10 protein-coding genes and 1 pseudogene are annotated in these 12,863 nt (G+C 72.3%); 8 read left to right on the top strand and 3 right to left on the bottom strand.

The genetic code is table 11. The features are described 5' to 3' along the window. The first annotated feature begins 234 nt into the window (after positions 1–234). Positions 235–1,440 carry an alpha/beta hydrolase family protein gene (locus OG965_RS06795; protein ID WP_371650163.1) on the top strand — a complete coding sequence of 402 codons (1,206 nt, stop codon included), beginning with the start codon at positions 235–237 and terminating at the stop codon, positions 1,438–1,440. 31 nt (positions 1,441–1,471) lie between these two features. On the opposite strand, the gene OG965_RS06790 is transcribed toward OG965_RS06795, so the two are convergent. Further along, on the bottom strand, positions 1,472–1,771 hold the full coding sequence (locus OG965_RS06790) for a DUF2087 domain-containing protein (RefSeq protein WP_371650161.1): 300 nt from the start codon (positions 1,769–1,771) through the stop codon (positions 1,472–1,474). A 225-nt stretch (positions 1,772–1,996) separates the two neighbouring features. Between OG965_RS06790 and OG965_RS06785 the strand changes: the two genes are divergently transcribed. Next, positions 1,997–2,965 carry a helix-turn-helix domain-containing protein gene (locus OG965_RS06785; RefSeq protein WP_371650159.1) on the top strand — a complete coding sequence of 323 codons (969 nt, stop codon included), beginning with the start codon at positions 1,997–1,999 and terminating at the stop codon, positions 2,963–2,965. On the opposite strand, the gene OG965_RS06780 is transcribed toward OG965_RS06785, so the two are convergent. Continuing rightward, on the bottom strand, positions 2,925–4,301 hold the full coding sequence (locus OG965_RS06780; RefSeq protein WP_371650157.1) for an AMP-binding protein: 1,377 nt from the start codon (positions 4,299–4,301) through the stop codon (positions 2,925–2,927). The genes OG965_RS06785 and OG965_RS06780 overlap by 41 nt on opposite strands. 254 nt (positions 4,302–4,555) lie before the next feature. Between OG965_RS06780 and OG965_RS06775 the strand changes: the two genes are divergently transcribed. The 4 genes from OG965_RS06775 to OG965_RS06760 all read left to right on the top strand — a co-directional run bounded on the left by OG965_RS06775 (position 4,556) and on the right by OG965_RS06760 (position 7,790). Beyond that, positions 4,556–5,158: a formyltransferase family protein gene (locus tag OG965_RS06775; RefSeq protein WP_371650155.1), complete on the top strand. Its 603-nt coding sequence runs from the start codon at positions 4,556–4,558 to the stop codon at positions 5,156–5,158. A 121-nt stretch (positions 5,159–5,279) separates the two neighbouring features. Next, the gene (locus OG965_RS06770; protein WP_371650153.1) at positions 5,280–5,636 is read left to right on the top strand and encodes a hypothetical protein; all 357 of its coding nucleotides are present in this window, start codon (positions 5,280–5,282) and stop codon (positions 5,634–5,636) included. Between the two features lie 332 nt (positions 5,637–5,968). Then, entirely contained in the window at positions 5,969–6,856 is an 888-nt protein-coding gene (locus OG965_RS06765) for a peptidoglycan-binding protein (RefSeq protein ID WP_371650151.1), read from the top strand. An 88-nt stretch (positions 6,857–6,944) separates the two neighbouring features. Beyond that, on the top strand, positions 6,945–7,790 hold the full coding sequence (locus OG965_RS06760; RefSeq protein ID WP_371650149.1) for an NAD(P)H-binding protein: 846 nt from the start codon (positions 6,945–6,947) through the stop codon (positions 7,788–7,790). Between the two features lie 25 nt (positions 7,791–7,815). Here OG965_RS06760 and OG965_RS06755 read toward each other — a convergent pair whose 3' ends face one another. Then, entirely contained in the window at positions 7,816–8,868 is a 1,053-nt protein-coding gene (locus OG965_RS06755) for a radical SAM protein (RefSeq protein ID WP_371650147.1), read from the bottom strand. A 389-nt stretch (positions 8,869–9,257) separates the two neighbouring features. Between OG965_RS06755 and OG965_RS06750 the strand changes: the two genes are divergently transcribed. Further along, positions 9,258–11,105, top strand: coding sequence for an ABC transporter ATP-binding protein (locus tag OG965_RS06750; RefSeq protein ID WP_371650145.1), 1,848 nt, complete (start codon positions 9,258–9,260; stop codon positions 11,103–11,105). A 130-nt stretch (positions 11,106–11,235) separates the two neighbouring features. Next, positions 11,236–12,642 (top strand): annotated as a pseudogene (locus OG965_RS06745) (ATP-binding cassette domain-containing protein); the annotation flags it as partial. Positions 12,643–12,863 lie beyond the last annotated feature (221 nt).

Below are 12,863 nucleotides of genomic sequence, written 5' to 3'. Positions count from 1 at the left end.
CCCTGAGGCTTTCGTGTTTCTGTGTCGATCCGGGTACCCCGATTCGGGTGTAAGCGGCACCCGAATCACCTTCCGTCGTCCCACGGCCCGCCGCAACCGGTCCCGGGGGGCAGTGATCACGCAAGCCCACCTCCGGGTGGAGGCGAGGGGCAACCCTCGGGTGGATGCGGCGGCCTGCGAATAGGGACCAGAGGACGACGCGCACGCCCGGCCCCGCGCTCTACCGTCGAGAGCATGATCGGACGCACTCGGGCGGTCACGGCCGTCGCACTCTCCTTCGCTCTCGCGCTGCCCGTCGTCGCCGCGAGTACCGCTTCGGCGGCGCCGCAGTCATCGGCGTTACCCGCGGCGGCGTCGCCGGCACCGGCCGCACCGGCCGACGTCGCCGCCGGCCCCCTGCAACTGCCGCGCCCCACCGGTGAGTACGGGGTGGGCAGTTCCGTGTTCCACCTGGTCGACCGGTCGCGTACGGACCCGTGGAAGCCCGGCGCCGACGCGCGCGAGCTCATGCTCACGCTGCACTATCCGGCGGCACGGCCCGGGCCGGGCCGCCCGGCGCCGTACGCCACCACCGAGGAGACGGCCCTCCTGGTGAAGGGCCTCGGCATCGAAGCGGCCGTCCCGGCGGCGCAGTTGAGCGCCACGCGGACCAACAGCCGCCCCGACGCACGGCCCGCGCGGGGGAGTCACCCCCTGATCGTGCTCTCGCCCGGCTTCGGCGTGTCCCGCTACACCCTGACCAATCTCGCCGAGGACCTCGCCAGCAGGGGCTATGTGGTCGCCTCGCTGGACCACGCGTACGAGTCGTACGGCATTTCCGTCCCCGGCGGCCGGACCCTGACCTGTCTGGCCTGCGACGCGGTGGGCGACGGCGGTGTGTCGGGGAGCGTCGTCACCGCGACGCGCGCCAAGGACGTCTCCTTCGTCCTCGACCGTCTCACCGGACGCCATCCGATATGGCGGTACGCCGACATGATCGACAATCGGCGCATCGGCATGGCCGGGCACTCCATAGGCGGCGCGAGCGCGGCCACGACGATGCTGGAGGACCGGCGGGTCGGGGCCGGGATCAACATGGACGGGGCGTTCTGGGACGCCCTGCCCGCGGGAGGGCTCGGCGGGCGCCCCTTCATGATGCTCGGCACGGACGAGCACCGGCCCGGCGGCGAGGACAAGACCTGGGACCGGACGTGGCCGACGCTCGGCGGCTGGAAGCGCTGGCTGAGTGTGGCCGGATCGGAGCACTTCAGCTTCTCCGACAGCCCCGCCATCGAGGAGCACTTCGGGCTGCCCCGGCCACCGCTGCCCGCGCGGCGCGCGATCGGCATCACGCGTACGTACGTGGCCGCGTTCTTCGACGAGCATCTGCGGGGGATACCGCAGCCGGTGCTCGCGGGGCCGACGGCCGGGAACCCGGAGGTGAGGTTTGAGAACCCCTGAAGGGCTGGGGGCCGAGCCGATGCCCGACCGGTTACGCCGCCCGCTGGTAGCTGGCGCCGTCGCGGGTACGGGTCAGCAGGCCCGCCGTGATCAGGTAGCGGCGCAGCGCCGGGAAGTCGTCATGGACCGTGAGCAGCGCTTCGTTGACCTCGCGCTCGGTGTACTGCCGTCCCGGCTCGAAGAGCGTCTCCTTGAGGTGGACGAGCAACTGCTCACGGCGGGCCGCCTTGCGGGGGATCGCCGTCAGCCGGCCGTGGGAGAAGAGCGCGGCCACGGCTCGGGAGCCGTTGGTGATGTTCTCTGACGTGCCGTCGGCGGTGTTCTCTGACATGGCGCGAAGCCTTCCTCATGGGTCGGCCGCGGGGCAACGGAATTTGGCCCGCGCCGAGGTGAGACGGCTGCCGCGCGGCTCTTCGCGGCATTTTCGACGTGTTCCGGATTCAAGTGGGACGCGGCAGGTATACGGCGGTGGATGGCCGACGACGCGCTCGACGCTAGGCGAACACGTGTGCCATGCTCGCGCCACATCGGACATCTGGCACAACGGGGGTGTGGGATGGGTCTGACGAGCGAGTTCACCACCGCGGTCGTGCCGGCGGCCGAGCGGTTCGCGCTGTGGAGCGAGCTGGCCGGCCAGTCCCATGTGCGCAACTGGCTGCGCAGCGAGTGGGCCGAGGACTTCCACGCCCGGCTGCGTGTCCTCGACCTGGGCGATGTGCGGGTGTCCACGCTCACGTACCCGAGCGTGGAGATCACTCGTACGCCCCAGCTGATACGGCAGGACGATCCCGAGGTCTACCAGGTCAACGTCCTCAGGTCGGGCGGTGGTCACGCCGCGCAGAGCGGGCGGGCGGCGGTCGTGCGCGCCGGAGAACTGGTGCTGGTGGACAGCAGCCGCCCGTTCGAGGGCGGTTTCGACGGAGAGCTCTCGTCGATGACGGTGGTGCAGCTGCCCCGGACCCTGCTGCCGCTGCCCCAGGACGTGGTCCAGCGCGTCACCGCGACCCCGATCGCGGCGGACCACGGGATGGGCGGGGTGTTCGGGCGCTGGCTCGCCGACCTCGACGCCCGCGCCGACGAGTGCGCGCCCGCCGACATCCCGGCCCTGGCCTCGGTGACGGTGGACCTGCTCGCCGCCGTGCTCGGGCGCCGTATGGCCGTCGAGGACGAGATGACCCCGGAGTCGCGCAAGCAGGCGCTGCGGGTGGAGGTCTGCGACTTCATCAACCGGCATCTGAGCGACCCCTCCCTCTCGCCCGCGACGGTCGCCGCCGCACACCGGATATCCCTGCGCCACCTCCACCAGATCTTCGACTCGCGCGGTACGACGGTCGCCGCGTGGATCCGGGCCCGGCGGCTTGAGTGCTGCCGCCGGGACCTGGCCGACCCGGCCCTGCGCCGCCGCCCGGTGTACGCGATCGGCGCCCGCTGGGGTTTCATCGAGCCGTCCCACTTCAGCCGCGCCTTCCGTGCGGCGTACGGGATCAGCCCGCGTGACTACCGCGAGGCAGTCCGGAATCGCTGAGCGGGTCGTCCATGCGGGAGTGGTAGTAGAGGAAGCCGTACTCGTCGGCCCAGCAGGCGTCGCCCGTGAAGGTCCAGCCGTTGCGCACGGTGTCCTGCTGGCGTACGTCGTCGAGGTAGCGGCAGCCCGTGGGCCCCTTGACGGCGAGGGCGCCGACCTGGCCGTACGGGAGGGGGCGCCCGGAGTCGTCGACGATCGCGGTGAGATAGCCGGGGACGGCCCGCCCGATCGCGCCGGGCCGGGACCAGGCCTCCTCGCCGCGCATCGAGACGAAGATGTGGAACATCTCGGCGGAGCTGAGCCCGTCGATCACGCTGTTGCCGGTCCGCTGCTTCCATCTCCGGCGCGTTTCGGTCGGCAGCGCCTCTCCCGACGAGACGCACTCACGCAGCGAGGCCAGGTCGTACGGGGTGGTGTCGGCGCAGATCGCCTGGTAGCGGGCGGGCCCGCTGAAGCAGACCGTGGCACGGAACTCCCCGATGGCGCGGGCGAGTTGGCGAGGCGAAGAGGTGTCGAGCAGCACGGTCGAGGCGCCGACGTGCAGGGGGAAGAGGAGCAGTCCGCCCAGCCCGTAGGTGTCCGCGAGTGAGGGGGTGCCGATGAAGCGGTCGTCACTGGTGGCCCTCAGGACGTGCCGGGGGAAGGAGTTGCACGCGGCCATCAGATCGCGGTGCGAGTGCACCGTGGCCTTGGGCATCCCCCCGGCGCCGGAGGTGAAGGCGATCAGACAGGGGTCGGTCGCGGCGGTGTCGACCGGGAGCGACCAGTCGGGCTTGTCCGCCATCGCCCGTTCCAGACCGGCCTCGTCGCCCGCCCCGCCACGGAAGAACATCGTCCGGGGCACGCGCCCGGTCGACTCCAGCTGGGACCGCAGGCCGGACTCGCACAGGGCGTGGGTGACCCGGGCCTTGTCGATCACATAGGTGAGCTCCTCGGTCCGCAGCGTGGGCGCCGTGGCCACGACCACCCCGCCCGCCCGCACCACCGCGAGCCAGATCGCCGCCAGCAGCGGTGTGTTGGCGCCGCGCAGCAGCACCCGGTTGCCCGGCACCAGGCCCATGTCCTCGGTCAGGACGTGCACGATGCGCGCCACGACGGCGGTGAGATGCTCATACGTCCAGCGCACGCCGTGCGGGGACAGCACGGCGGTCCGCTGTGCCCGGTCCAACGAACCGCCCCCCTCCAGGAGTTCCCACGCGCAGTTCAACCGCGCGGGGAAGCGCAAGGAGGGCATGCCGAGGAGCAGGTCGGGCTGGAGCGGCCCGGGTGGTAGGTGGTCCCGTACGAAGGTGTCCGCGTGGGCGGATCCGTGGTCTGCTTGCGATGGGGTGTTCAACTGCCTGCCCCCTCCTGGTCGGCTTGTGCCTCATTCAACGAGGGCCGACTAGAGATGTCCTTGACGATCCGTGCGCGCTCCTTGCCGGATCGTGCACAGGGCGACGATTGGGGCTGGTGGGGCGGGGGTTGGCGAAGTCGCGGGAGAGTGGCGCCGGTCCGCCGGGCGCCCGCTCCCGGGCGCTCTTGACGTGTCGTCACCCTGTCAGCACCCTGGCTCATGCCGGGCAGGCGGGCCCGAGCGAGGGGGGACGCGTGGGAGCTCATCACGCGCGACGGGGCGATCCGTCGTTGCTGCTGGTCACGGACAGGTCGGCATGGGGCGAACTGGTCGGGCGGTTCGCCCGGGCGGCCGGTGCGGCCGTCTCGCACGTGCTGTGGGAGCACGGCGACCCGGTCCCCCAGGACCCGCTCGGCGGCTGGGAGGGCGACTGGATAGTCGGCTTCAAGGCCGACTACATCCTGTCCGGCCAGGATCTGAAGCGCGCCCGGCGCGGCGCCCTCAACTTCCATCCAGGGCCGCCCGACATCCGGGGCGTGGGGATGTACGAGGTGGCGCTGGCGCGGTCGGCGGAGACGTTCGGGGTGACCTGCCACCACATGGTCGAGCGGGTGGACGCGGGGCCGATCGTCGAGGTGGAGCGCTTCGCCGTCGCCGAGCGCGCCACGGCCGCCGCGCTGTGCGAGGAGGCGGCCGCCCGGGCGTATCTGCTGTATCTGCGGGTCATGCCCCTCGTCCTGGAGGGCGCCGAACTCCCCGTGTCGACGGAGGAGTGGTGCGGCCCGCTGCACACTTGGGCGCAATTGCGCCGCCGCTCGTGGCCGGATGTGCGGAGCGTGAAGGGTACGAAGGGGTAAACCACGCTTTCCGGTAGATCTGGTGGCGCAGGAGAATCGATTGCTCGCGGAGAGTGACCATTGGGGTGATCTTGACGCGTGTGCTGTGCGCGTCGGTGCTCTTCGAAAGGGTTATGTCTCCATGCGTCTACGCACCGCTGCCGCCGCCGTCACGGCCGGCTCCTTCGCGCTCCTGCTCGCCGTGTCGGGCACGGCCAACGCCGCGACCGGCGACTTCTCGTACAAGTTCACGGGGCTCGACGGGAGCGCGCAGTCGGCCACGTTGCACGACCCGGCAAGCCGCCTGTGCATCACGATCCCCGAGGCCGCCGACCCGGATGCTTCCGAACCCGCTTTCGCCCCGCACAACAACACCGACGAATACGCGCTGGTCTTCACCGAGCCCGACTGCACCGGTGACTCCTGGACCCTCCGGCCCCACGGTCGGCCCGCCAGCGACCGCCTCAAGCTCCGCTCGGTGTTCCTCGCCGGCCGCTGAGCCACCTGACCGCGGGCCGGAGTCGGCTACGGCGACTCCGGCCCGCGGTCCAGCAGACAGGCCTGCGGCCCGGCCTCGTGATGCGGACGGTGTTGGTAACGCCCTTGGCAAGGAGGCCCGCCGAATCGTTTCGGCGGGGCCGTTGCGCGCAACACTGTTCATGACAGGCCAACTCCGCCTCGACCCACCGGCTGGTCGACGGAGCGTCACGGAAGACCTCGGGCGGGACGCGCCCGTGGGGCCTTCGGCTTCGACGTCATCAGCCGGCCCCCACCCATTCCCCCATCCCCCCACGGGCCCCGGACGACCGGGGCTCTGCTCTGGAGGCACCGATGCCAGACCTCTGGCTGCCCGGCGCACAACGGATCGACGTGGGCGACCACGCCCCCACCGACAGCACCTACCCCGCCAAGGCGATCGCCCACATCACCTGGGACAAGAACGCCACCGCCGCCCACCCGCAGGACCAGGTGCCGTACGGGAACCTGCAGGAGTGGTTCGGCCGCAACCCCGACGGCAAACCGTCCGCCCCCCACCTGCTCTGGTCGCCCTTCACCGGCGCGTTCACCCAGTTCTTCCCGGCGAACTCGCGCTCCAAGTCGCTGGTCGACTTATCCGGCGGCACCCGGACCAACAGAGCGGGCACGGTCGTCATACAGATCGAGTCGCACTTCTTCCCGTACTGCCGGGTCGGCGGCAAGGTCTACGCCCGGCTCGTCGACACCCCCTGCACCGGCTGGGCGACGCTGAACGCCTGGGTGCGCTCCTGGGGCGTGCCCGACACCTGGCCCATGGGGCGGCCGGTCGACTTCACCTCGCACCGCAACGAGCACGTGTGGGAGACACAGGGCGGCTGGTACGGACACCAGCAGGTGCCGGAGAACACCCATCAGGACCCCGGCTCCTGGCCCCAGTTCACCGGAGCTCCACCGAAGGCGAAGGTCTCGCTGGCCCATGTGGTCGCCGCGGCCAGGCGCGACCCCGGCCTCCCCCAGGGCGGCACCACGTACAAGGCGGAGGTCCTGGTCGTGGAGCGCGCCCTGCAAGCCGAGGGGTTGCTCAGCGCCACCTGGGTGGACGGCTCCTTCGGCACGAAGACGAAGACGGCGTACTCCGCCTGGCAGCGGCGGTGCGGCTATTCGGGCCCGGACGCGGACGGGATCCCCGGCCGTGACTCGCTCACCCGGCTCGGCGCCCGCCACGGCTTCACGGTCGTCTGACACGGGCCGTTCCCCGGGCGCAGCACCGAACCGTACGGTGCGGGTGGCGCCCGAGGAATAACCCGGGTACGAGCCGGTTGAGCTGATCATGAACGGGATTCTGGTGACCGGCGCGACCGGCAATGTGGGACGTCAGGTGGTCGCGCAACTCGTGGCCGAGGGCATCGGCGTACGGGCGTTGGCGCGTCGGCCGCAAGCGGCCGGGGCGTTGGACGGCGCCGAGGTCGCGACGGGGGACCTGGCGGAGCCGGCGTCACTGGATGCGGCACTGACGGGCATCGACACGGTGTTCCTGATCTGGCCGTTCCTCACCACGGAGGGCGCGCCCGCCGTCCTGGAGGCGATCGAACGGCAGGCGCGCCGGATCGTCTACCTCTCGTCGTCGGGCGTGCGCGAGGACGCCGACCGGCAGAGCGATCCGATCAACCAACTCCACGCCGACATGGAGGCCTTGATCGAGGAGTCCGGACTGGAGTGGGCCGTCCTGCGGTCGAACACGATCGCCTCCAACACCCTCGGCTGGGCCGCGCAGATCCGGAGCACCGGTGCGATGCGCGGCCCCGACATCGCGCCCACCGCCGTGATCCACGAGCGTGATGTCGCGGCGGTGGCGGTACGGGCGCTGGCCGATACCGGGCAGGCGGGTGTGAAGCACGTCCTGACCGGCCCGGAGGTCGTGAGCAGGGCCGAGCAGGTGCGGGCGATCGGCGAGGCGATCGGGCGCCCGCTGCGGTTCGAGGAGGTGCCCGTGGAGATCGCCCGGAAGCAGATGCTCGCGGACGGCCGCCCGCCCGCCCTCGTGGAGGCCCTGCTGGCGAGCGCCGAGAAGCGGTCGCGGTCGGACCTGGTCACCGGCACGGTGGAGGAGATCACCGGGAAGCCCGCGCGTACGTTCCGGATCTGGGCGGACGACCACGCCGACGACTTCCGCTGAGCCGCGCGGCCGCGGCCGGCCGCGCTCATACCGGTCGGCCGGCCACCGGCAGCTGGACCGGGCGGGCCTCGATCCGCTCGCGCACCTCGGGCGAGCCGAACCGCAGGTCGATGCGGCGCACCGCCTCGGCCCAGTCGGCGCGGGTGCGCACGGCGTTGAGGCAGTCGACGACGAACGGGTCGTCCCAGCGCGCCCGCGACCGCCGCCACACGACCAGGGGGTCCTCGGTGAGCAGGCTGCCCACCGTGCCCTCGTAGATCGGCATGCCGCGCACCTCGCCGTCCGGCTCGATCTCCATGGGGCGGAAACCCGGGGTGCGCGCGAGGAAGTCCGGGTTCATCTGGACCTCGAAGTTCTCGGTGGTCTCCACGGCGACCGAGGCGGGGGCGGCCGCCTGGAGCCGGCGCCGGGTCTCGGGCGCGATCAGCTCGGCCACCTGCTCGTCCCGCAGCAGCTCGTGCTCGACGAACGAGGGGCGGCTGGCGAGCCCGGTGGGCACCACGGCCCCGAAGTACAGCGTCTCCAGATGCGGGAAACGCGGCGCCACCTCCGCGCACATCCGGTCCAACTCGTCGAAGTTGCTGCGGATCACGACATAGTCGATGCCGAAGCGCGGGGCCACAAGCCCCGCCGCGATCCTGCGCCCCACCTCCGCGTCGATCCGGGCCAGTGCGCCGGTCGCCCGCGCGAAGGAACCGGCGCGCCCCCGTATCCGGTCGTGGGTCGCGGCGGTCGCTCCGTCGAGGCTCACCACGATCTTGGAGACCACCTCGGCCAGGGCCTCGACCGTCGCCACCGGCACCGCCCAGCCGCTGGTGTAGACGAAGACCACAAGCCCGGCGTCCGAGAAGTAGCGGGCGACGTCCACGATCCGCTTGATGGTCAGCGGCTCGCCGCCGCACAGGGTGATCTGCTGCGGCTCCAGGGAGAGGATCGCGTCCGCGACCCGCATCATCTCGTCGTGGCTGAGGTTCTTCGCGGGGCGCCGCCCCGACTCCGTGTAGCAGTGGTAGCAGCGCAACGGGCAGGCGAACGTGACGTCCCAGATGATGGCGTTGGGGTTCTCGACGGTGTCCATGGGCGTACCTCCAGGCCGCGGGGGCGACACACGTCGCCGGATCCGCACGCTACGAACGCCCGGCCCGCCGGTCGTCCGTGGCGAAGTACGCAATGAGCGCGGGCGCGTACGTACGCACATGGGGTACGTACGCAAGCCGCGCGCCCCCAACTGCGTAGCGGCGGCTTTGAGTTACGTAGTCGAATACGGATCTCCCGGCCCCGCTCCTCCGGCTAGCTTCCTCTCCTGTGACCCAGAGCACGGAGGAGGTGAGCCTCATGATGTATCCGCCCCCGACCGTCGGTACCGGTCGCTAACGCGAAGCGGTGGTCGCTCCCGTCCTGGAGCGGCCACCGCACCCGTCGGCCGGGAGGGCCGGCGAACCCCGTCCGGCGGAGGGTGAACCGGTCATGAAGACCACCAGTGACATCCTGCTCCTGGTCCGGCAGTTGCCCCGGATCGCCAAAGGGCTGACCATCGCGCTCGCCGCGCTCGTCGTCGGGCAGGCCGCGGGCAGTGCCCTGCTGCCGCTGGCCACCGGGCGGCTGGTGGCCGCGCTGACGGACGCCTCCAAGTCGATGCACGGCGTGAGGGTCGGGCTCGTGCTGCTCGGCGTGGTGCTCTTCCTCGATGTCGTCCTCGACCCCATCCGTACGATGCTCGCCTGGCGCCTCGGTACCGCGCTCGACGGTGCGACGGCCCAGGCCACGGTCGACGGCGCCCTGCGCCCGGCGCAGATCGGCCACCTGGACGACGCGGACGTGGCCGACCGCATCGAGCGCGCCCGGGCCGTCGGCCTCGGCGCGCACCCCCCGGGGCAGGCGGTCACCGCGCTCGCCGGGCTCGTTCCGCTCCGGCTGACCGGACTGGTGTCGGCCGTGCTGCTCGGCTGGGCCGGGCAGTGGTGGATGCCGGTCGTGCTGGGCTCCGCCTGGGTGGTCACCGGGCGCTGGCAGGAGAAGGAGATCCAGCGGTCGGTGTCCGCGCATGCGGGCGAGACCGCGCAACTGCGCCGCGCCGCCTATCTGCGCGAGGTCGCCACCACGGCGCCCGCCGCGAAGGAGGTGCGCCTCTTCGGCCTGCGCTCCTGGCTCGTCGAGCGGTTCACCGCGGCCTGGTGGGACGGGATGGTGCAGATGCGCCGGGCCAGGGTCAGCCCGCGCCGCCACGCCATGGCGATCCTGCTGCTGCTCGCGGCGCACCTCGCGGTCGTGCTCCCGCTCGTCCACCAGGCCACCCACGGCGCCCGCTCCGTGGAGCAACTGACCGTCGCCCTGCAGGCGTTGCTCGGCCTGTTCGCGCTCGGCTTCAGCGGGGACCTCCAGTGGATGCTGCACACGGCGAGCGCCGCGGTCCCGGCCGCGCTGGCGGTCGGTGAGCTGGGGACGGACGGGGAAGCGGGACGGCTCGGCGCGGCCGGTCTGCCGCAGCGGGAGATCCGCTTCGAGAAGGTCGGCTTCGCCTACCCCGGCGGTCGCGGCCGGGTCCTCGACGGCCTGGACCTCGCCCTCCCGGTGGGCTCCTCGCTCGCGATCGTCGGGGACAACGGCGCGGGCAAGAGCACGCTCACCAAACTGCTCGCCGGGCTCTACCGGCCGGACAGCGGCCGCATCACCGTCGACGGCCAGGATCTGCGCGCCCACGACCCCGAGTCCTGGCGCCGCCAACTGGCCGTGGTCTTCCAGGACTTCGTCCGCTACCCGTTCTCCGTACGCGACAACGTCGGCTTCGGCCGGATCGAGGCGGACGCCGACGAGGAGGCGCTCACCGAGGCCACCCGGCTCGGTGGCTTCCTCGGTGTCGAGGCCGAACTGCCCGGCGGTTGGGACACCTTGCTCAGCGGCGCCTACACCGACGGCACCGAGCTGTCCGGCGGGCAGTGGCAGCGGCTGGCGCTGAGCCGGGCCCTGTACGCGGTCCGGCACGGCGCCCGCGTGCTCGTCCTCGACGAGCCCACGGCCCACCTCGACGTCCAGGCGGAACACGAGCTGTACGCCCGCTTCCTGGACATCACCGCCGGGCTGACCACCGTCCTCGTCTCGCACCGGTTCGCCACCGTCCGCCTCGCGGACCGGATCGCCGTCGTCGAGGACGGCCGCGTCAGCGAGTACGGCACGCACGACGAGCTGGTGGCCGCCGGTGGCCGGTACGCACGGATGTTCCGTGTGCAGTCCCAGCCCTTCGCGGCACGGGACGAAACGCTTGCGGCAAGGCAAGGAATACGGGAAGGAATACGGGGAGGAAGCAGCCGTGCGTAAGAGCCTCGCAGCTGTCCGTCTGCTGGTCGGGACCGCCGTCAGGGCGGACCCCCGGCGCGCCCTGGTGGTCCTGACCCTCTCCCCGCTGCTCAACGTCGTGGCGGCGCTCCAGGCGGTGGGCCTGCAGTGGATGGTCGACGGCGCCGGAGGCCACGACCGTACCGAGGCGGTGCACGGCGGGCTGCTCCTGCTCGGCGTCACCGTCTTCGTGCACCAGGCCGCCGCGATCGCCACCGATCTGCGGCTGGTGCTGCAGCACCGGGTGGGCCTCGAATTCGACCGCAGGCTGATGACCCTGTGCTCGGAGCCGCCGCACATCGGGCACTACCAGGACCCCGAGTTCCTCGACACCGCCGAGGTGGTGCGCCAGCGGCGCGGGGAGTTCGGCACCGCCCTGGCCGCGCTGGTGGAGAACGCGAACCTGGTGGCCCGGTTCCTGGGCGCGCTGGTCCTGCTCGCGGGGGCGCATCCGCTGCTCGCGCTGCTGCCGTTGACGATCGTGCCGCTGGCCGGGGCCAACCGCCGGCAGGCGCGGCTGGTGGCGGGGGCGGAGCGGGCGGGTGCCGCGGCCGACCGCCGTCGCCGGGCCGTGTTCTCCCTGGCCACCGATCCGGCACCGGCCCGGGAGGTGCGGCTGTACCGGCTCGCCGGTGAGCTCTCGGCACGCCACCGGGACGCCTTCCTCGCGGCGAGCGGTCCGCGTGAGGCGGCCCGGGCCAAGGGCGCGGTCGCCGTCGCCGCGGGGTGGCTGGTCTTCGCGTCGGCGCTCATCGGCGGCCTCTACCTGATCGCGCGATCGGTGATCGACGGAACCGGTTCGGCGGGCCAGGCGGTGCTGGTCCTGCTGCTGAGTACGCGGCTGGTCGGCGCGACCACCGGCCTCGGCTGGCTGATCGGCTGGCTGCGCCGCTCGCTCGACACGGTCGCGCTGTATCTGCGGCTGGTCGACTACGCGCGGGGGAGCGGGACGCGGCGGGGCACCGAACGGCAGGATGCCGCGCGGCCGGGCCACGTACAGGAATCCGGCGGCGATCTCGTCCTGGAAGGCGTCTCGTTCACCTATCCGGGCCGTACGGAACCGGCGCTCGGGCCCGTCGACCTGAGCCTGCCCGCCGGGGCCACCGTCGCCGTGGTCGGCGACAACGGGGCGGGCAAGTCCACGCTGATCGCGCTGCTCGCCGGGCTGCAACCGGTGTCCGCCGGGCGGATCACCTTCGGCGGCGAGGACCTGGCCGGGATGCCCGCCGAGCAGTGGTCGGCGCGGATCACGGCGTGCTTCCAGGACTTCTGCCGGTTCGAGCTGCTCGCCCGGGAGGCGGTCGGTGTCGGTGAACTCGGGGCGCTGGACGACCCGGAGGCGGTGTGGGCCGCCCTGGAGTCGGCGGGCGCCGCCGAGGTGGTGGCGGCGCTGGGCCGGGGGCTCGACACCCAGCTCGGCCGGACGTTCCCGGACGGCACGGACCTGTCGGCGGGACAGTGGCAGAAGCTGGCACTGGCCCGCGCCCGGATGCGGACCCGGCCCGCCCTCGTCCTCCTCGACGAGCCCGCTGCCAGTCTCGATCCGGACAGCGAGGCCGAGTTGCTCAGCCGGTATCTGCGGGCGGGCGCGCCCGGCCCGGCGACGACCACCGTGATCGTGTCGCACCGGTTCACCACCGTGCGCGAGGCCGACCTGATCGTCGTCCTGGACGGCGGCCGGATCGTCGAACAGGGCGCGCACACCGACCTGTTGGCGCGCGGCGGCCGTTACGCGGACAT

Source organism: Streptomyces sp. NBC_00224 (genome assembly GCF_041435195.1).
In the GTDB taxonomy this organism is placed as follows: Bacteria; Actinomycetota; Actinomycetes; order Streptomycetales; family Streptomycetaceae; genus Streptomyces.
Note: the sequence above shows the minus strand (reverse complement) of the source record. Positions and strands in the feature narration are given on the sequence as shown.